The organism is Vibrio sp. AIC-3 (genome assembly GCF_013114515.1).
Taxonomy (GTDB): Bacteria; Pseudomonadota; Gammaproteobacteria; order Enterobacterales; family Vibrionaceae; genus Vibrio; species Vibrio crassostreae_C.
This window is the reverse complement of sequence record NZ_VTXG01000024.1, coordinates 1-19,414: the sequence shown is the minus strand read 5'-3', so window position 1 is coordinate 19,414 and position 19,414 is coordinate 1. Positions and strand designations below refer to the sequence as shown.

At 44.0% G+C, this 19,414-nt stretch carries 18 protein-coding genes and 1 tRNA gene; 8 read left to right on the top strand and 11 right to left on the bottom strand.

What is annotated here, in order from left to right; genetic code table 11:
- Nucleotides 1-76 precede the first annotated feature (76 nt).
- The gene (locus F0229_RS15835) at nucleotides 77-802 is read left to right on the top strand and encodes a 1-acylglycerol-3-phosphate O-acyltransferase (protein WP_017058926.1); all 726 of its coding nucleotides are present in this window, start codon (nucleotides 77-79) and stop codon (nucleotides 800-802) included.
- 124 nt (nucleotides 803-926) lie between these two features.
- Here the strand turns inward: F0229_RS15835 and F0229_RS15830 are convergent, their stop codons facing one another.
- The 5 genes from F0229_RS15830 to arcA form a co-directional block, all read right to left on the bottom strand.
- The gene (locus tag F0229_RS15830; protein WP_004735319.1) at nucleotides 927-1,316 is read right to left on the bottom strand and encodes a RidA family protein; all 390 of its coding nucleotides are present in this window, start codon (nucleotides 1,314-1,316) and stop codon (nucleotides 927-929) included.
- 136 nt (nucleotides 1,317-1,452) lie between these two features.
- The gene (pyrI, locus tag F0229_RS15825; protein ID WP_017058927.1) at nucleotides 1,453-1,914 is read right to left on the bottom strand and encodes an aspartate carbamoyltransferase regulatory subunit; all 462 of its coding nucleotides are present in this window, start codon (nucleotides 1,912-1,914) and stop codon (nucleotides 1,453-1,455) included.
- 12 nt (nucleotides 1,915-1,926) lie between these two features.
- On the bottom strand, nucleotides 1,927-2,856 hold the full coding sequence (gene pyrB, locus F0229_RS15820) for an aspartate carbamoyltransferase (RefSeq protein WP_012604860.1): 930 nt from the start codon (nucleotides 2,854-2,856) through the stop codon (nucleotides 1,927-1,929).
- A 287-nt stretch (nucleotides 2,857-3,143) separates the two neighbouring features.
- Complete coding sequence (locus tag F0229_RS15815) at nucleotides 3,144-4,148, bottom strand: ornithine carbamoyltransferase (RefSeq protein ID WP_017058928.1); 1,005 nt, start codon at nucleotides 4,146-4,148, stop codon at nucleotides 3,144-3,146.
- Nucleotides 4,149-4,305: 157 nt separating this feature from the next.
- The gene (gene arcA, locus F0229_RS15810) at nucleotides 4,306-5,526 is read right to left on the bottom strand and encodes an arginine deiminase (protein WP_017069412.1); all 1,221 of its coding nucleotides are present in this window, start codon (nucleotides 5,524-5,526) and stop codon (nucleotides 4,306-4,308) included.
- Nucleotides 5,527-6,102: 576 nt separating this feature from the next.
- Between arcA and rraB the strand changes: the two genes are divergently transcribed.
- Nucleotides 6,103-6,519 (top strand): ribonuclease E inhibitor RraB, encoded by a 417-nt coding sequence (gene rraB, locus F0229_RS15805; protein WP_017058930.1) that lies wholly within the window; start codon nucleotides 6,103-6,105, stop codon nucleotides 6,517-6,519.
- Between the two features lie 125 nt (nucleotides 6,520-6,644).
- Nucleotides 6,645-7,439 carry a hypothetical protein gene (locus tag F0229_RS15800; protein ID WP_017058931.1) on the top strand — a complete coding sequence of 265 codons (795 nt, stop codon included), beginning with the start codon at nucleotides 6,645-6,647 and terminating at the stop codon, nucleotides 7,437-7,439.
- A 49-nt stretch (nucleotides 7,440-7,488) separates the two neighbouring features.
- Here the strand turns inward: F0229_RS15800 and F0229_RS15795 are convergent, their stop codons facing one another.
- From F0229_RS15795 to pepA, 5 genes are all read right to left on the bottom strand, one after another.
- Entirely contained in the window at nucleotides 7,489-7,983 is a 495-nt protein-coding gene (locus F0229_RS15795; protein WP_017066666.1) for a GNAT family N-acetyltransferase, read from the bottom strand.
- 47 nt (nucleotides 7,984-8,030) lie between these two features.
- Nucleotides 8,031-8,435 carry a DUF2061 domain-containing protein gene (locus F0229_RS15790; protein WP_017058933.1) on the bottom strand — a complete coding sequence of 135 codons (405 nt, stop codon included), beginning with the start codon at nucleotides 8,433-8,435 and terminating at the stop codon, nucleotides 8,031-8,033.
- 228 nt (nucleotides 8,436-8,663) lie between these two features.
- Nucleotides 8,664-11,537 (bottom strand): valine--tRNA ligase, encoded by a 2,874-nt coding sequence (locus F0229_RS15785; RefSeq protein WP_171733229.1) that lies wholly within the window; start codon nucleotides 11,535-11,537, stop codon nucleotides 8,664-8,666.
- Between the two features lie 102 nt (nucleotides 11,538-11,639).
- On the bottom strand, nucleotides 11,640-12,089 hold the full coding sequence (locus F0229_RS15780) for a DNA polymerase III subunit chi (RefSeq protein WP_171733228.1): 450 nt from the start codon (nucleotides 12,087-12,089) through the stop codon (nucleotides 11,640-11,642).
- A gap of 99 nt (nucleotides 12,090-12,188) precedes the next feature.
- Nucleotides 12,189-13,709, bottom strand: a complete 1,521-nt coding sequence (gene pepA, locus F0229_RS15775) for a leucyl aminopeptidase (protein ID WP_017058936.1) — start codon at nucleotides 13,707-13,709, stop codon at nucleotides 12,189-12,191.
- Between the two features lie 192 nt (nucleotides 13,710-13,901).
- Between pepA and lptF the strand changes: the two genes are divergently transcribed.
- Nucleotides 13,902-15,002 carry an LPS export ABC transporter permease LptF gene (lptF, locus tag F0229_RS15770; protein WP_017058937.1) on the top strand — a complete coding sequence of 367 codons (1,101 nt, stop codon included), beginning with the start codon at nucleotides 13,902-13,904 and terminating at the stop codon, nucleotides 15,000-15,002.
- A gap of 3 nt (nucleotides 15,003-15,005) precedes the next feature.
- Complete coding sequence (gene lptG / locus F0229_RS15765) at nucleotides 15,006-16,076, top strand: LPS export ABC transporter permease LptG (protein WP_017058938.1); 1,071 nt, start codon at nucleotides 15,006-15,008, stop codon at nucleotides 16,074-16,076.
- Between the two features lie 64 nt (nucleotides 16,077-16,140).
- Here the strand turns inward: lptG and F0229_RS15760 are convergent, their stop codons facing one another.
- Entirely contained in the window at nucleotides 16,141-16,617 is a 477-nt protein-coding gene (locus F0229_RS15760) for an RDD family protein (RefSeq protein WP_017058939.1), read from the bottom strand.
- A 194-nt stretch (nucleotides 16,618-16,811) separates the two neighbouring features.
- Here F0229_RS15760 and F0229_RS15755 point away from each other — a divergent pair.
- The 3 genes from F0229_RS15755 (at nucleotide 16,812) to F0229_RS15745 (ending at nucleotide 18,886) form a co-directional block, all read left to right on the top strand.
- A tRNA-Leu gene (locus F0229_RS15755) sits at nucleotides 16,812-16,896 on the top strand.
- 245 nt (nucleotides 16,897-17,141) lie between these two features.
- A complete protein-coding gene (locus F0229_RS15750; RefSeq protein ID WP_171733227.1) occupies nucleotides 17,142-17,549 on the top strand; it encodes a VOC family protein in 408 nt (135 codons plus the stop codon).
- 83 nt (nucleotides 17,550-17,632) lie between these two features.
- The gene (locus F0229_RS15745; RefSeq protein ID WP_017063746.1) at nucleotides 17,633-18,886 is read left to right on the top strand and encodes an HD-GYP domain-containing protein; all 1,254 of its coding nucleotides are present in this window, start codon (nucleotides 17,633-17,635) and stop codon (nucleotides 18,884-18,886) included.
- The last annotated feature ends 528 nt before the right edge of the window (nucleotides 18,887-19,414 follow it).

Sequence of the window (19,414 nt, the reverse complement as noted above, 5' to 3'; positions counted from 1 at the left end):
GTATTTACCGCGAGTAAATCTATTGCTCATTTTTGCGCGAATAGATGAATCAACTTGGCGGTCGGTGAGGAACAAAATGATAGCAATATTACGTATTTTCGCAGTGGCGATATTTGCGATTCTTATGTTTGTATTTGGTTGTGGTTACTGCCTATTAAGTCCACGCAACCCGAAACACGTATTTACCTTTGGCCGTTATTTCGGTCGCATGTCGAAGATCTTCGGCATGAAGTTAGAGCTTCGCATCCCAGAAGATGCCTACTCTCGCGGCCAACATGTTTATGTGGCGAACCACCAAAACAGCTGGGATCTATTCACGATTTCATCAGCGGTAACGCCAAAAGTGGTAACTGTTGGTAAGAAAAGCCTAGTGTGGATGCCTCTATTTGGTCAGCTTTACTGGTTGACGGGTAACATCCTAATTGACCGTGCTAACCGTAGCAAAGCGGTAGGTACGATTGATCAGGTCGTGACGAGTCTAAAAGAGAGCGATGTTTCAGTTTGGATGTTCCCTGAAGGCACTCGTTCTCGTGGCCGTGGTCTGCTGCCATTTAAAACAGGTGCATTCCATGCTGCGATTGGTGCTGGCTTGCCTATCATCCCTATCGTGTGTAGCTCAACCGGTGGCGTGAAGCTAAACCGTTGGAACAATGGTCACGTGATTGTTGAAATGCTGCCACCAATCAGCACTGAAGGCTACGACAAGTCTAATGTTCGTGAACTGGCTAACCTAGCTCGTGAGCAGATGGCTGCGAAACTTGAAGAGTTAGACAAAGAAGTGGTTGAGCTTAATAAAAAGTAATTATCTAAGCGAAACGATGAACAATAAAAAAGGTTGCCAACGGGGCAACCTTTTTTGTATCTAATAAACACTCAGCATTACGCTAAGTCGTTTATCCGAAGGTGTTTAATCTAAAGATTAAAACCTATTTGCGAACCGCAATAGCTTCGATCTCGATACCTACATCTTTTGGCAGACGAGCTACTTCAACACATGAACGTGCAGGGTAGTTTGCAACGCCGTGCTCATCGAAGAATTTACCGTAAACTTCGTTTACTGTGCCGAAGTCGTTTAGGTCTTTAACGAATACCGTTAGTTTTACGATGTCTTTTACAGTCAGGCCTGAAGCTTCAACAACCGCTTGAACGTTGTCTAGAGATTGGCGAGCTTGCTCTGCGATATCAGCAGATACTTCACCAGTTGCTGGATTTACTGGGATTTGACCAGAAGTCAGTACCATGTTGCCAAGGTCAACGCCTTGTACGTATGGGCCGATTGCAGCTGGAGCAGATTCTGTGTGAAGTACTTTAGTCATTGGTTTATTCCATCAGTTATTAGATAAAAATCAATTTTCAGTGTGCCTTCAAACTTTGGATAGGTAAAGCGCAAAATACCCCGCACAGGCGAGGTATTTGATAGTTTTTACATTCGGTCTTCTTTGCAGTATGACGTTATCTTTCTGTCACGATCTCGCGAGAGAAGACTTTTTCGCAATACTTACACTTCAATCGAATATCTTCTTTCTTTTCAAAGATCTTAAAGCTGCTTTCAACCGGTTCATTGTGAGTAATACAGTTAGTATTTGGACACTCGAACACATCGTTGATTTGCTCAGGAAGTTCTAGTGGTAGCTTCTTAACTACTTCGTAATCTTCGATTTGATTCACTGTTGCGTGAGGCGCATAAAGTGCCAGCTTGCTCGCCTGTTCTTCTGTGATAAACACATTCTCAATCTTGAGCAGGTCTTTTCCGCCTAGTGCAGAAGACGGTAGATTCAGGCCAATCGTCACGCGCTGATGAGAATTGTGCATGTCGAACAGTTTTAGAACCTTGATCCCGATATTGGCTGGGATATGGTCGATAACAGTACCGTTTCTGATTGCTTCAACTTTTAATTGAGTCTCTTTAGACATTATATCTCTCCTCTACAGCGTTTCGTTAAGAACAAGGGCTAGCAATGCTTCACGGGCGTAAACACCATTCTCTGCTTGCTGGAAGTAGTAAGCGTAAGGTGTTTTATCGACATCGACAGTAATTTCATCAACGCGAGGAAGAGGGTGCAGAACCTTCAGGTTATCGCGTGCATTTTCCAGCATCGAAGCGGTCAGGATGTATGCGGATTTTATGTGCGCGTATTCTGACTCATCGAAGCGCTCTTTTTGAACTCGAGTCATGTACAAGACATCTAGTTCAGGAATCACATCTTCCATGTCCGTCAATAGTTGGTACTTGATGCCCGCTTCATCAAGCTCTTCGCAAATGTAGTCTGGCATCGCTAGTGCTTCTGGAGCCACGAAGTAGAAACAGATGTTGTCGAACTTCGCTAGTGCTTGAGTCAATGAGTGAACCGTACGGCCGTACTTAAGGTCACCAACGAATGCAACGTTTAGGTTGTCGAGGCGGCCTTGTGTCTCAGCGATAGAGAATAGGTCTAGTAACGTTTGTGTTGGGTGTTGGTTTGCGCCGTCACCTGCGTTAATAACAGGTACACCGTTTGAGAACTCAGAAGCCAGACGCGCTGCGCCTTCTTGAGGGTGACGCATCACGTAAGCGTCAACGTATGAAGAGATAACCTGTACCGAGTCCGCTAGCGTTTCGCCTTTCTTTGCCAAAGAAGTGTTACCACCACTGTCGAAACCAATCACATCACCACCGATGCGTTGAATCGCAGTTTCAAAAGAGAGACGAGTTCGTGTAGAAGGTTCGAAGAAGCAGCTGGCAACAACTTTGTTCTTGATGAGTTCTGGGTTTGGTTCAGCCTTTAGCTGACCTGCCGTTTGAACAATTAATTCTAGCTCTTCACGAGAAAGCTCTGGAATTGAGATGATGTGCTTTTGATAGAGCGAGTTCGCCATGATCTTCTTCCCCACAATAATGTATTGGCCATAAAAAAGCCCCCCATAATGGGAGGCTTTAAAAAAGTGCTGAAAAGCAGAATAGACGGCCTGGTAAGCATCTTAGCTTACGAGCAATATTTGGTGTTTTCACAATATTACTATGTGTTTTCACAATATCATTATGTTTTATCACAACATTGCTTGGCGTCATTTTCATTACTCTCAGACAAATTGCCGAGAATTATACGCTTTCAATTTGTGAGCGCAAGCGATTACATCAAGCTTTTGTTTACTTTCAGTATTCGCTATTGACCCAGTGTCGCAACCATTACCGCTTTGATGGTATGCATGCGATTCTCAGCTTCATCAAACACAATTGAGTAATCCGATTCAAAGACTTCATCAGTAACTTCTAAACCGTTCATTCCATACTTATCTGCGACTTGCTGGCCGATCACGGTTTCATTGTTATGGAAAGCGGGTAGGCAGTGCATGAATTTCACTTGAGGATTGCCAGTGAGCTTAATGACATCCATATTCACTTGGTATGGTCTCATTACCGCTACACGTTCGTCCCAAGCTTCAGGGGCCTCGCCCATTGAAACCCAAACATCGGTATAAAGGAAATCACAACCTTGAACACCTTCAGCAACGTCTTCTGTCAGCGTGATGTTGGCACCTGTGCTTTGCGCGATAGCTTGGCACTCTTCAACAAGCTGCTCTTCTGGCCAGAATGCTTTAGGCGCGACAAGGCGAATATCCATGCCCATCTTCGCGGCTCCGACTAACAGAGAGTTACCCATGTTATTGCGTGCATCGCCTAGATAAGCAAAGCTGATTTGGTGTAGATGCTTCCCGCGGCCATGCTCAAGCATAGTGAGGAAATCAGCCAAGATCTGAGTAGGGTGGAACTCATCGGTTAAGCCATTCCAAACCGGCACGCCCGCATAAGCGCCTAAGTCTTCAACGATACTCTGACCAAAGCCACGATACTCGATGCCATCGTACATGCGTCCCAATACACGCGCCGTATCTTTCATTGATTCTTTTTGACCAATCTGAGAACCAGAAGGGCCAAGGTAAGAGACTTGAGCACCTTGATCAAAGGCGGCCACTTCAAACGCACATCGTGTTCGAGTTGATGCTTTCTCGAAGATCAAAGCAATGTTTTTGCCGTTGAGTTTCTTCTGCTCAGTGCCTGCATACTTAGCTTTTTTTAGGTCAGCAGACAGGTCGAGTAAAAACTGAATCTCTTTAGGAGTAAAGTCGAGAAGTTTTAGAAAGTTACGATTGCGAAGATTAAAGGCCATCTCTCGCTCCTTGCGTATATAGAATCAATGAAGAACTTAGTTAAACATAAAAATGCTATATTTGTGAATATTTATTTTATTAATTTGATAAAAAAGGCCAGTAAATGAATACTGGCCTAGATAAGACTATTGAGTCTGTTTAACTGAGCTCTTTGACTTAGATACCGTCTCTTTCGATAGGGCAACTCATACAGCGCGCGCCGCCACGACCACGGCCTAGCTCGTTGCCAGGAATCGTTAGAACTTCGATACCCGCTTTGTCGTATTTCTCATTGGTGTAAACATTACGCTCATAACCAATCACGGTACCAGGTTTCACTGTCAGTACGTTGTTAGCGTCATTCCACTGTTCACGCTCAGCTTCGTAGTTATCACCGCCGGTAGTGATGATCTTCAGTTGATCAAGGCCTAGTGCGCCTTCAATCGCTGACAGGTAGTTTTCAGCTTTCTCGACACGCATTTCGCCGTTTTCTTTTGGCGTTAAGCGCCAAGTGTCGAGGTCTTTACGAACGATCTCTGGATAGACAGAGAACGTGTCGATATCCATGTGTGTCATCACCGTATCAAGGTGCATACAAGAGCGGTGTTTTGGTAGATCGATCGCAATCACTTCGCTCGCTTGGCCTGATCTAAATAGGCTAGCCGCTAGGTTTTCGACACCTTGTGGTTTCGTACGCTCTGAAATACCAACCAGTACCGCACCTTTACCGATAACCAGTACGTCACCGCCTTCAATGTTAGCGTTGTCGTAGTGAAGGTCTTCGTCACCAAAGTACTTAATGAAATCTTGGCCTGCGAACACTGGGTGCCAGCGGTAGATAGCACGCAGGTGGTTCGTTTCACGTTGACGTGCAGGCTTCATCATTGGGTTAAGCGATACACCACCGTAAACCCAGCAAGAAGTATCTCGCGTAAATAGGTGGTTAGGCAGTGGCTCGATAACGAAATCGAGTGGTCGATGCATTTTAGGCAGCATCGATGATGATTTGATAGGAAGCTCAGAGTAGGCCAAGCCACCGAGTAAGATCGTTGCTAGATGCTCATTATCCATTTGAGCAAGGTAGTTTCTTAAGTCACGGGCGAAAGTCGGCCCATAACGGAAATCTGAGATTTGAGTATTCAGCAACCACTCACGAGCCTGAGATACGGCAAGCGTTTCTACTAGCAGGTCATGCAGCAGTAGTACTTCTACGTCTTGGCTGCGCAGCGTTTCTGCAAAGGCATCATGTTCTTCACCAGCGGCTTCAACGGCAAGTACATCATCAAATAGAAGATCATGACAGTTTGAAGGGGTGAGGTGGGTGAGTGCTCTTTCAGGTCTATTTAGGAGAACTCGTCTCAATTGACCGACTTCGGAGCCAACGTACAGCTTACTCATTTTGCATCCTTACTATTAATCCAGCGTCTATTTATGACAAGCTTGTCCGTAATATGCAAGTTTTGTAGATTGATTTAATACAAGGTATTTGGGTAATAATTGGTCATAAAACCTGTGATTTTTAAGTTTATACAGATTAAATTCCAACTAACTGGCTATCGAACGGAACAACGTTTTTGAGGATCTATGCTCAATTCGTGGCTTGTTAGAATTGAATTTTGCTTATTAATCGTGATTTTTTATTCACTATTATGCACTTTTTGATAACAAGCTGAGGATTTATGCACCCCAAAAGCGGTTTAGCGTATGCACCTAACGTGACTAATCACGCAAGTTTTATTCAATAAGCCCTAAAGTGGCCACAAAAACGAAATGCTAAAATACGGCGCAGTTAATAAAATGTTGAAAATTTGTTTCTGTGATTTTGATTTCACTTTTGAATTGATATTGGCGCTGCGATCTCGCGATAAACTTACCTTTCTAGGCCTGATCTGGGTGGCTTTTCTGGACGATCCGTGCCATATTTCGTGACAATCAAATTTGATCTTTTCATAGTCAACACTCTGGAGCAGACACATGTCTCACGAAGATGAATATCTATCAGTAGCGGAATTAATTGAATTTCAAAAGGAAGAGACTCGCGACATCATTACAGCATTAATTGAAGATGGTAGCGATCCTGAAGCTCTATACGATATCGAGCATCACCTATTTGCTGAAGATTTCGATGTGCTTGAGAAAGCGGTTGTTGAAGCATTCAAGATGGGCTTTGAAGTGCTTGAAGCTGAAGAGACAGAAGACGAAGATGGCAATAAGCTACTTTGTTGTGATGCAACGATGCAATGTACTCTGAATGCAGAAGCGATTGATGAGCAAGTTGAGAAGCTTGTAAACCTTGCAGAGAAGTTTGACATTATCTACGACGGTTGGGGCACTTACTACGAGGGTGAAGATGCTATCTACCCAGACGAAGATGATGAAGGCGAAGAGTAATTCTTTCCCAATTTTAAAAAATGCCAGCCTCGAGCTGGCATTTTTTTACCCTCAGAAAAATAAATGTCTTTATATGCATTCATTCATTATAATGCGGTCAAAATTGATCTAGCTCAAGGAATGATATGCGGTTGCTTCTCGATGGTCTTTGGCAAATTTCGCCACTGACGGATCTCTCTATCCCACAAGATGACATCACCTTTCCGGCTCCGTTAAGCTCAAAGCTCCCTGATAGCTTGAGTGAAAGTCAAATTGCAGAGCAAGAGTGGCACCTGATGCACGACATCGAAGTGGATGACGCTATGTTAGCGTGTCCATTTGTTGAGTTAGTGATGGCTGGAGTCGATTATTTTGCTGAAGTTCGACTTAATGGTGTGGCTGTTTTTGATTGTGATGGTAGCCAAGCTGAATACCGTAAAGATATCCGTCCTTATATGCAGTCCGGCCGAAACCGTTTCGAGATCCTTTTCCTTGAAGAAGAGGAGAGCCTATTGCTTGAAGAAGACATGGATGACTCTGTATCTTCACAGGCTATCGCTAAATCTGATTCACGCATCGGGATTTGGCAAGCGCCATACCTGCAGTTCGTTCGAAACGTCAAGCTAGAGCAAGTTGTCACAGAGCAGATCTGGCACCACGGTGGTGGCTGTGAGTTTAAAGTGGATGTTATCTATCAAACGCTAAAGGCGGGGTTAGTATCGGCATCCATCAAGTTTAATGGTATGACTCTCGTGATGCCGATTGATGTACGCGCTGAACATACTGGCGTCGTGTTCCAGGTCGAAGCTCCTATCATTTTTGATATTGAGAATCCTAACCCCAAGTATCTATACCCATTAGAAGTGGTACTTGATGGGCAAGAAGAGAGTTCTTTTGTTGCCTTGAACCCAACTTCTTGCGTCAGTAACTTTCTACGTTAACTCCGTATATTTTAGCGTTATCTTCTTTCGCTATAGCGGCGCATTCTGCTTATAACGACTTGGCCATGACAACCTCACAAGCGTCGTGGCCTGTTTCTCCCCAAGCTGACTCAAGATGCTCAAACCCAAGCTTCTCATAGAGTTTGACCGCAGCACCCAAGCACTTCGTCGTTTCTAAATACATGTGTTGATACCCAAGTTGCTTGGCTTGCTTTAAGCTCAAAGCGACAATTCGCTTGGCCAGGCCATGCCCTCGAGTTTGCGGTAAGAAGTACATCTTTTGTAGCTCACACACATTGGGTTTACCTGCTAGAGGGGCAAAGCCACCGCCTCCGACGATCTTTCCGTTGTGTTCGATAACCCAGTACATTGCATTCGCTTGGCTATAGACAGAGTACATATCGTCGAGTGTTGGATCGGCCACGCCATAACCTTTATCTTCTGTGAGTCCATGCTCAGCCGAAACTTGGCGAATGATTTGTGCGATGCTTGGGTTGTCTTGCGGTGTAATGGGTCTAAGGGTGAACTCAGCAATTTGTTCCATGATCTGCCTATGAAAGGGTCACTAATATGTGACCCAATATATGGTGACTAAGCATGTTGGTGCAAACAGAATTGTTGTTGTGCCATTTGGTCGCCTGATTTACGTAACCAGACTTTCTCGTGGAAGTAGTAAGCAACTGTATTTAAAGTTGGCTCAAGCAAAGCCATCACGCCGCCGATGAAGGCATCGCCAGTCAACAAGTAGACTACGGTAAAGGCAACACTAAAGTGAATGGTCGCAAAGCTTGCTGTTTTTAGTTTTGTCATCCATTGACGAGCTTTAAGCGCTGGAACTTGCGCCCACGCCTTTTCATGAAAATAGAAGGCGACGGTATTCACAGAAGGCTCAATCATAGCGATTAAGCTACCAATTAAGATGTCGCCTGTTAGTACGTAAGCGACACTAAATGCGATAGTAAAATGTAATGCAGCAAAGGTTAGTGTCTTTTTCATGATAATTACTCAGTCGTTGTGTTGTTTCGATAGGCCTATTATTGAGAATTATTATCATTAAGTATAATGGGAAGTAGAGATTAATTTGATAGATGAAACCTATCAATCAGTGCGGCTAGAGTGAGAAGCATTGGAATATTGGAATCAGGGACATAAAAAAAGGCTGGTCACCAAGACCAACCTTTCTATTTAGACCGAGAAGTTTGAAGCCTTCTCGTTCACTCGGTTTTAAAGCGCAGCGATTGTCGCTTTTTGCTCTTCAAGCTTAACAAGAGTTTCCTTGTAGCCTTCAAGCTTTTCACGCTCTTTCGCGATAACTGCTTCTGGTGCTTTAGCAACGAAACCTTCGTTACCTAGCTTACCTTCGATACGTTTAATCTCGCCGTGAGTCTTAGCGACTTCTTTATCTAGACGAGCAAGCTCTGCATCTTTGTCGATAAGACCCGCCATTGGGATCATCAACTCAGATTTGCCAACCAGTTTAGTTGCACAAGCAGGAGTCTCTTCACCATCAGCTAGAACTTTAATATCGTCTAGCTTAGCTAGAGAAGTAAGAACGATCTTGTTCGCTTCGATACGAGAGGCATCTTTCTCATCAGCAACCTTGATCATTACTTCTAAGCCTTGGCTTGGTGCAATGTCGTATTCCGCACGTAGGTTACGGATAGCAGTGATGAAAGTCTTAACCCATTCGATGTCGTCAACGATCTCAGCATTGAAGTTAGCTTCATTAAACTGAGGAAGCGCTTGAGTCATGATTGTCTCGCCTTCAACGCCGTCTACTAGCGGCTTAACGCTCTGCCAGATAGATTCAGTGATGTAAGGAAGAACAGGGTGAGCAAGACGCAGAGTCTTCTCAAGAACCGTGATAAGCGTGTAACGAGTCGCTTGTTGTTGAGCTTCAGTACCTTTCCAAAGAACAGGTTTAGTTAGCTCTAAGTACCAGTCACAGAATTGGTTCCAGATGAATTCGTAAAGCGTGTTTGCTGCCATGTCTAGACGGTAGTTGTCTAGGTGAGCATTAAACTCTTTCGCTGCAACTTCAAACTGAGACTCAATCCACTTATCGGCTAGAGAGAATTCCATGTTTGCACGGTCTTCTACAGACAGTGACATGCCACAGTCGTGCTCTTCTGTGTTCATTAGTACGTAACGGCTTGCGTTCCATAGCTTGTTACAGAAGTTACGGTAACCTTCAAGACGCTTCATGTCCCAGTTGATGTCACGGCCAGTTGAAGCCATAGCAGCAAGAGTGAAACGCAGTGCGTCAGTACCGTAGGGTTCGATACCGTTTTCGAATGTTTTACGTGTGTTCTTTTCGATCTTAGCAGCCAGTTTAGGTTGCATCATGTTGCCACAACGCTTCTCTACTAGCTCTTCAAGGCCGATGCCGTCAATCATGTCGATTGGGTCAAGTACGTTACCTTTCGACTTAGACATCTTATCGCCGTTTTCATCACGGATAAGACCTGTCATGTAAACAGTTTTGAAAGGTACTTGAGCCTTGCCATCTTCGTCTTTCACGAAGTGCATGGTCATCATGATCATACGAGCAACCCAGAAGAAGATAATATCAAAACCAGATACTAGTACTTCAGATGGGTGGAATGTTTTCAGTGCTTCAGTATCTTCAGGCCAGCCTTGTGTGCCGAACGTCCAAAGTGCAGAAGAGAACCAAGTATCCAGTACGTCGTCGTCTTGCTTAAGCACAACAACAGGCGCTAGGTTGTTCTTTTCACGAACTTCTTCTTCAGTGCGACCTACGTAAACTTTACCATCGTTGTCGTACCATGCTGGGATACGGTGGCCCCACCAAAGTTGACGAGAGATACACCAGTCTTGCACGTCACGCATCCACGCGAAGTACATGTTTTCGTACTGCTTAGGTACGAATTGGATTTGACCATCTTCAACCGCTTTAACTGCAGGTTCTGCAAGAGGTGCTGTGCGCACGTACCATTGGTCAGTCAGCATTGGTTCGATAACCACGCCACCACGGTCGCCGTAAGGGACAGTCAAGTCGTGATCTTTGATCTCTTCAAGAAGACCAAGCTCATCGAATTCAGCAACGATAGCTTTACGTGCAGCAAAACGCTCCATACCTTGGTACTTAGCAGGGATACCTGTTGAGTAAACATCGCTTTCTTCGCCGTTAGTCGTGAAGACTTCAGCAGCATCACGGATATCAGCATTGAACGTTAGGATGTTGATCATCGGTAGGTTGTTGCGCTTACCCACTTCGTAATCGTTAAAGTCATGAGCTGGAGTGATCTTCACACAACCCGTGCCTTTTTCCATGTCTGCGTGCTCATCGCCTACGATAGGGATAAGACGGTTTACAACAGGAAGTAGGATTTCTTTGCCGATAAGATCTTTGTAACGAGGATCTTCTGGGTTAACAGCAACACCAGTATCGCCAAGCATGGTTTCAGGACGAGTAGTCGCAACAACGATGTAGTCTTTACCATCTGCCGTTTTAACACCGTTCGCTAGCGGGTAGCGGAAGTGCCACATGAAACCTTTTTTGTCTTTGTTTTCAACTTCAAGATCCGAGATTGCAGTGTGCAGTTTAGGATCCCAGTTTACTAGACGTTTACCACGGTAGATTAGGTCTTCTTCGTATAGACGAACAAACACTTCTTGAGTCGCAGCCGATAGGCCGTCATCCATAGTGAATCGTTCACGATCCCAATCTACAGATGCACCAAGACGACGAAGTTGTTGAGTGATCGTGCCACCTGATTCGCCTTTCCATTCCCAGATCTTGTCGATGAAAGCTTCACGGCCGTAGTCGTGTTTTGTTTTGCCTTCTTCGGCAGCAATCTTACGCTCAACAACCATTTGCGTTGCGATACCAGCGTGGTCAGTACCCACTTGCCAAAGCGTGTTTTTGCCTTTCATACGTTGAGCACGGATAAGCGTATCCATGATCGTATCTTGGAACGCGTGACCCATGTGTAGGCTGCCAGTGACGTTCGGTGGCGGGATCATGATGCTGTAAGCTTCTTTTGATGTGTCACCGTGTGGCTTAAAGTAGCCTTTCTCTTCCCAAGTCTTATACAGAGCTTGTTCGATTGATGTTGGGTTGTATGTCTTTTCCATAGTGCTCTTAAACGGATACTGTGAATGGTTAATCGTGGTCAAACTTCATAAGTGAAGCTTCTTGAATCTAAATCCAAAGATAGCTTTAACTATGAGGTTTGACTATGGATGTTGAATCTCGATAGTTTGTAGCTGATATCCAGCTTGACGGTAAATTTTATACCTTTCTCGAGCGAGTTGCTTAGCTTTTTCTTCGCAAGGGACGAAGTCTATCACCTGAGCAAAGGCGTTCGCAAAGGTTGTATGATTATCGGCCAGATTAATTACTAGCTGACGATTCCAATTATGTTTTACGCCTTGATAGCCAATTTCGATGTTGGTTGAATACTTCGGGCCTTCGCCAACCAAGTTGTGCGCAATAAAATCACAGGGTTCGACTTGCCAGAAAACTTCAGCAATACGCTCGGCATGCTCTTTGTCATTACAGTTGAGATAAAGTTTAGCGCCTTGTTTTGCAAAGTGCTGAGCAAGAAACAGCACATAGTGAGCAAAACCATCTTCGCTGGCTTGCGGGCTGTCTGAAGGCACAATGTAAAATGTAGCAGTCTGCATACTTAATACTCGAACTGAAAATCGTGGATATCAATGTTACTTGGTTAACAGGGTCTAACAAATAGCGCTTATTAAAAAAGGGCCCGTAGGCCCTTTTTATTATTTTGAAGATTGCTCTTCAGTCTCTTGGCCGCTGCGGTTCAATAAGAATTGGACTAGCATTGAGACAGGACGACCTGTCGAGCCTTTCGCTGCGCCTGACTTCCAAGCTGTACCAGCACTGTCGATGTGTGCCCAGTGGTACTTCTTAGTGAATTTAGACAGGAAACAACCAGCAGTGATTGTGCCGCCAGGACGGCCACCGATGTTCGCCATATCAGCGAATGGGCTGTTTAGCTGCTCATGGTACTCGTCTGCCATTGGTAGACGCCATGCACGGTCACTTGCTTGCTCTGAAGCATTAACAAGTTCGTGAGAAAGTGGGTTGTGGTTCGATAGAACGCCACTGATGTGGTGACCTAGAGCGATAACACATGCGCCAGTTAGCGTAGCAACATCGACAACACAGTCAGGTTCAAAACGCTCAACGTAAGTTAGAGCATCACATAGAACCAAGCGACCTTCAGCATCAGTGTTGAGTACTTCAACCGTTTGGCCTGACATTGTCGTTAGGATATCACCTGGACGGTAAGCATTGCTGCCCGGCATGTTTTCACAACCGGCTAGGATACCAACCACGTTAATAGGCAGGTTCAGCTTAGCCAGTGCTTTCATTGTACCGAATACAGACGCCGCACCACACATGTCGTACTTCATCTCATCCATGCCTTCACCAGGCTTAAGTGAGATGCCGCCTGAATCGAACGTAAGGCCTTTACCTACTAATACAATCGGCTTCGCATCTGGATCCGGAGCGCCTTTGTATTCCATGATAGACATCATCGATTCATTTTTAGAGCCACGGCCAACTGCTAGGTATGATGTCATACCCAGTTTTTCCATCTCTTCTTCGCCAATGATCTTAGTCTTCACTGTCTCGTAATCGTCGGCTAAACGACGAGCTTGAGAAGCAAGGTAAGCAGGGTTTGCGATGTTTGGTGGCATGTTGCCTAGATCTTTAGACGCTTTTACACCTGAAGCAATAGCAAGGCCGTGAGATATTGCTTTCTCACCCAGGCTCAATTCGCGACGTGTTGGTACATTGAATACCAATTTACGTAGTGGGCGACGAGTCTCTGGCTTGTTGCTCTTGAATTGGTCAAATGTGTAAAGACCATCTTTAGTCGCTTCTACCGCTTGGCGAACTTTCCAATAAGTGTCGCGACCTTTAACGTGAAGTTCTGTAAGGAAACATACAGCTTCCATAGAACCTGTTTCGTTTAGTGTACTGATGGTTTTTTGGATAATTTCTTTGTATTGACGCTCGCCTAGCTCACGTTCTTTACCACAGCCTACCAGTAGAACACGTTCTGAAAGTACACCAGGTACTTGATGCAGTAGTAGCATCTGGCCAGGTTTACCCTCTAGATCACCGCGACGAAGCAGTGAACTAATGTAGCCATCGCTAATCTTATCTAATTGCTCGGCTACTGGAGAAAGGCGGCGCGGTTCGAATACACCGACAACGATACATGCGCTGCGCTGTTTCTCTGGGCTGCCACTTTTTACACTGAACTCCATGCGTACTCCTACATCCTGAAGACAAATCGAACTAAATGTTAGATAATGGGTTCTTACTTGTTGGATCCTATAATGGAACTAACCTTAAAGAAGAACGCTAACACTTAGCTAAAAATTTAAAAAAATAAAAGGTTCAACGGGAAATTATAGTGATTCAATCAAAAAAACAAGTTTTGTATAGGTAATTTGAGCGTGATTATTGTTAGATATTTGATCCGCGAGACAATCAAGAGCCAATTTGCGATCTTTTTTGTTCTCTTTCTCGTGTTTCTCAGCCAAAAATTCATCAGTGTTTTAGCGGATGCCTCTGATGGTGATATCCCTGCGAGTCTTATATTGTCGATTGTTGGCTTAAATATGCCAGCGATGGGCCTATTGATGCTTCCACTCAGTATCTATATTGGTATTTTGCTTACTTTTGGCCGCCTTTACGCTGAAAGTGAAATAGTGGTCATGAACGCCACCGGTATCGGTAATAAATTCCTGATCCAATCTGCGCTTTACCTCGCTTTAATTACGGCATCTGTTGCAGCCTTTAACTCATTTTGGTTATCTCCTTGGTCACAAGACAAAGTTGAACAAATGTATGAAGAAGTAGCTGCAGAGAACAGCGTTGATTTGCTACCAAAAGGTAAGTTTGAAGGTACGCCGGATGGCTCTTCTGTCGTGTTTATTGATGATATCGACGGTAATAAGTTAGAAAACGTGTTCGTAGCTCAAATGCGTCCGCGTGATTCTGTACTGCCAAGTGTGATGTTCTCGAAGTCAGGTGATGTAAAAGAGCTCAGTGATGGTCGCCAAGTGATCGTAATGTACGATGGTACTCGTCATGAAGGCATTCCGACTCGCCTCGACTACAGGGTGACGCACTTTGAAGAATACGAAGGCCTGATTGGTCAGCGTGAAGTTGAGAAGAAAGGTCGAGACTGGGAAGCGATCCCTACGCTTGAACTGATTGGTAACTCAAATAATAGTGCGAAAGCAGAGTTGCAGTGGCGTATTTCTTTGGTACTTTGTATTCCATTGTTGACCATGCTTGTCGTGCCACTGTCTGCGGTAAACCCTCGACAAGGTCGTTTTGCGAAAATCGGCCCAGCAATACTGATTTATCTCACCTATTTCTTAGCAATCAGTGCAACCAAGTCTTCAATCGAAGAGGGGAGCATTCCTGCGGTAATCGGCATGTGGCCAATCAATGCGTTATTGTTATTTGTCGCGATTGGTGCCAACTTTATGGATAGCGTGCCAGTAAGACGTTTGAAAGAAAAATTCAAGAATAAGAGGTTGGCTTAAGCCGTGTTTAAGATTCTCGATTTATATATAGGCAGAACCATCATCGCAACGACGTCACTGGTATTGGTGACGTTTGTTGGTCTCTCTGGGATCATCAAATATGTAGAACAGCTAAGAAAAGTTGGCCGTGGTACATACGATCTATTACAAGCGCTGTATTTCGTTTTATTGAGTATCCCTCGTGATATCGAAATGTTCTTTCCAATGGCTGCATTGCTTGGCGCATTGATAGGGCTTGGTATGCTTGCTGCAAGTTCTGAGCTTGTCGTTATGCAGGCAGCTGGTTTTTCTAAGTTAGATATCGGCCTATCAGTACTTAAAACAGCTATTCCACTGATGATCGTGGTGACATTGCTTGGTCAATGGGGAGCACCGCAAGCGCAGAAAATGGCTCGTGATTTAAGAACTATCTCGATTGCTGGTGGTAATATTATTTCGACGCAAAGTGGTGTCTGGGCTCGTGATGCCAATGACTTCATCTTCATTGTCAAAATCGATGACCAGAAGCTATATGGAATGAACATGTGGCGCTTTGATGAAAACAAGGCACTTAAAACCGCTATTTATTCTGACGAAGTTGATTACGTTGGAGACAACGTGTGGACGATGAAGGATGTAGAGATCACGTCTTTTGAAAACGAACTTCAAATTACTAAAGAAAGTTTACCGACTTACTCTTGGGAAACGTCATTAGCTCCAGATAAGTTGGCGATAGTAACGGTTAAACCAGAAGAGCTATCGTTAAGTGGGTTGTATGATTATGTTTCTTATCTGAAGGCGTCAGAGCAAGATGCATCACGCTATGAATTGGCGCTGTGGAGAAAGATAACCCAGCCAATTTCGATCGCGGTTATGATGTTGATGGCACTGTCGTTTATCTTTGGTCCTTTGCGTAGTGTGACCATGGGTGCGAGGATTTTGTCAGGTGTTATTGCTGGCTTTACCTTCTATATATCCAGTGAGTTCTTTGGCCCAGTGAGTTTGGTTTATCAAATACCACCCGCCTTTGGCGCAATAGCCCCGAGCGTGGTGTTCCTTGGAATTGCCATCATGCTCTTGAGGCGGAAACTGTAAATAGTAAAAAGGAAGGCATAACGCCTTCCTTTTTTGATCTTGATTGGAGCTAACTTAAATCACATTATCGTGCTTGTGGTAACACAACGACTTCGGTCTTTGCCCAGATATCGTGAAAGCCACGTTTTTCAGGATCGAATGGAACACATAGGTTTGCCAGTCCAAAACCTGAAGTACCTAAACGAATCAGCGCCTGAGTTACTGTGATCGCTGAGCCATCTTTGTTTTGAACGCGCAGCTTCCAAGCTCTCATGCCGAGAGTTTGACCAGCTCTAGTCCAGAAGAACACGAAGAAATATACCCAAACGGCGACTAAGTAAAAGGTATATGCAGGGCTCCAAATCGGATGGTTGGTTAAGAAGTCACTAACATCGGCATAACCGCTGTGGTTAAAAATGCCGAGAGCCATGAGCGCGTGCAGTAGAGCGACAATGACGCCAGCCGCCAACATTTCAATAGCGATTACGATCAGAGCGTCGTAGAACAAGGCACCAAATCGGCGCATGACTCCTGCTGGTGGCAGAGTGTTTGTTGATGTCATGTGTTATTACTTCTTTAAAAATTGAGGCGTCAGAATATAGTTTAAGGCTTAGCCTGAAAAGAGACATGACGCACAGCTTATGACTTAGTGGCGAAATTATCGGCAAACACACATGAATTCAAGTTTTTATACTTGCCACATCAGTTCGCATACGTATAATGCCAAACATCGAAAGGGCAATGCCCCAAGATAATGCCGGTATGGTGAAATTGGTATACACGACGGATTCAAAATCCGTTGCCTTCGGGCGTGGCGGTTCAAGTCCGCCTACCGGTACCATATTTAAATGACAAAGCCTCGACGAAAGTCGGGGCTTTGTTGTATCTGGGATATAGGAAGCGTTGCCTTCGCGGTGGCGGCAGGAATGCCTGTCCAATCAGTCAGATCTTGATGTTTCACTCCTAAATCTCATAATTTCCCTTCGCTATTCGATCTGATAATGAATTAATTATCTTAAATCATGATGTTACCTGTCATTCTCTTTTCTATTGTCTATGTTTAAAGGACTAACAGAGGAGATAGATATGCTGACAGTAACCCCTTACTTGTTTTTTGATGGTCGTTGTAATGAAGCGTTGGATTTTTATCACAAGTGCTTTGGTGGTGTGGTTTTATCTAAGCAGCTTTTTAGTGATGCACCACAGGTAATCGAGGGCGCTCAACCTGATTGGGTTATGCATGCTGAGTTCGAAGCGTTTGGTATGAAGCTGATGATGTCTGATGGTGTTAAGGCAAAAGAACTTGAAGGCAACAATCTCGCTCTCTCTCTTGTGACTGAAGATACCGCGACTCAAGAACAAATCTTTGAAAAGCTCAAGAAGGGAGGGCGGATAATGACTCCACTCGCAGATACTTTTTGGGGGGCTCGATTTGGCAAAGTAGAAGATAAATTCGGTATACGCTGGATGGTGCACAGCGACTCTTTAAGTTGAGCCTGTGAAATTGGATAGTGAAATTGCTGCTTGGTTTTATTAGAATTATAAATAGAGATTAATCATCAATATTATATATAAAAATGGGCAGCATAAAGATTACCGTAGATCGCATTCAGCCCGGTCTGCATATACGACTCCCCGTAAAATGGAATGAACACCCATTTTTATTCAACAGCTTTAAAATCAAAGATGACGCTCAAGTAAAAGTAATTCGACATCTTGGGATTAAGCACGTCTATATAAACCTGAGTCAAAGTGATACCTCACCTTTACCTGTTAATCACGTAGGTGAACAAGAAGTCGATATTGATTCACAGGTAAGCCTTGAAACGGAAAGAATGTGGAAAGATAAGCATGAGCGTATCGAAACCCTTAGCTCTTACCGCCGCAGGGTGAGTCATTGTGAGAGAGAGTTTGAACGTTCGCTTGCTCGAATGCGATCTGTGATGACCAAGATCCGTAACAGACCTTTAGATGCGGTAGGGGAGGTTAAGGCTCTTGTTGATGATATCGTTGAAACTCTAGTGAGCGATGATAACGTCACCTTGCACCTTATGAATGCTAAAGCAGATTTCGAAGATATTTACTTTCATACTCTAAATGTTTCGGTTGTTGCACTGATGATAGGAAAGGCCAAAGGCTATAACACACAGCAATTGAAAGACCTCTCATTCGCAGCGTTGTTTCACGATGTAGGCAAGATCAAAATACCAGTCGCGATACTAAGAAAGCAGAGTGCACTAACGGTGCCAGAAGAGAACTACCTGAAGCTTCATACTAAATACGGTGCGGATATTGTATCGGCAATTGATGACTTTCCTGAAAGTGCTAAAAAGGTGATCGCTCAACATCATGAGATGAATGATGGTTCTGGCTACCCCGAGGGCTTAAAAGAACATGAGATTGATGAATTTGCCAAGATAGTCGCCGTGGCTAATGCATTTGATAACCTTTGCCATGGTAAAACGCAATCTCAACAAATGATCCCGTATTTGGCACTGTCCCACCTATATAAGAGCTGCAAGCATCTATATAGCCAAGATAACTTGGGGCTGTTAGTTAAGTTCATGGGAGTCTATCCACCAGGAACTGTAGTACAGCTTTCAAATGACTCGATTGGGATTGTGATATCCGTTAACGCTAAACATATGCTTTATCCAAATGTACTTATCTATGATCCTAGCGTGCCAAGAACCCAAGCTCCGATCATTGACCTCTTTATTAAAGAGATCAAAATCGTTAATGCCGTTCATCCAAGCAAATTACCTGAACAAGTTCGAGAGTATCTAAACCCTAGGGCTCGTTTATCTTACTTTTTTGATAGTGGAGAGTAGTTATCCACAGGTCGTTGTGGGTAATTTGTTCGAAACTTGGGGTGAAAGTGGTATAAATAAGCCCTTGGTTGAAATGTCTTCGCTTAACCTCTTTTTTTAATAAAAAACGCATTTATTGCTTGCCAATATGAGCGGCATCTCTATAATGCCGCCTCACTGACACGGCAGACGCCACAAGGCTTCAGCGAAGAATGTTAGTAAAGCAACTAGCTTTAAGCGATGATTCGCTTCTACTTTTAGAAAGTAGGAATTAATTCCAAATAAGTGTTTGACACTGAGAATTAAATCGCTAGAATGACCGCCTCTTCCGAAGTGATGTAAGTCACAACGAAGAGAAGCTCTTTAACAATTTAAACCTATCAATCTGTGTGGGCACTCGTTGATGAATATCAAAACGTTTTATCTTCCCTTTTTTAAAGAGAAGTAAAACAGATTCTTCGGAATCAAAATTGATTTCAATGAACTGAGTGACCAATACGTTTAACTACTTGTAGTTATTCGGCACAGTCAATTCATTACCATTCTGTT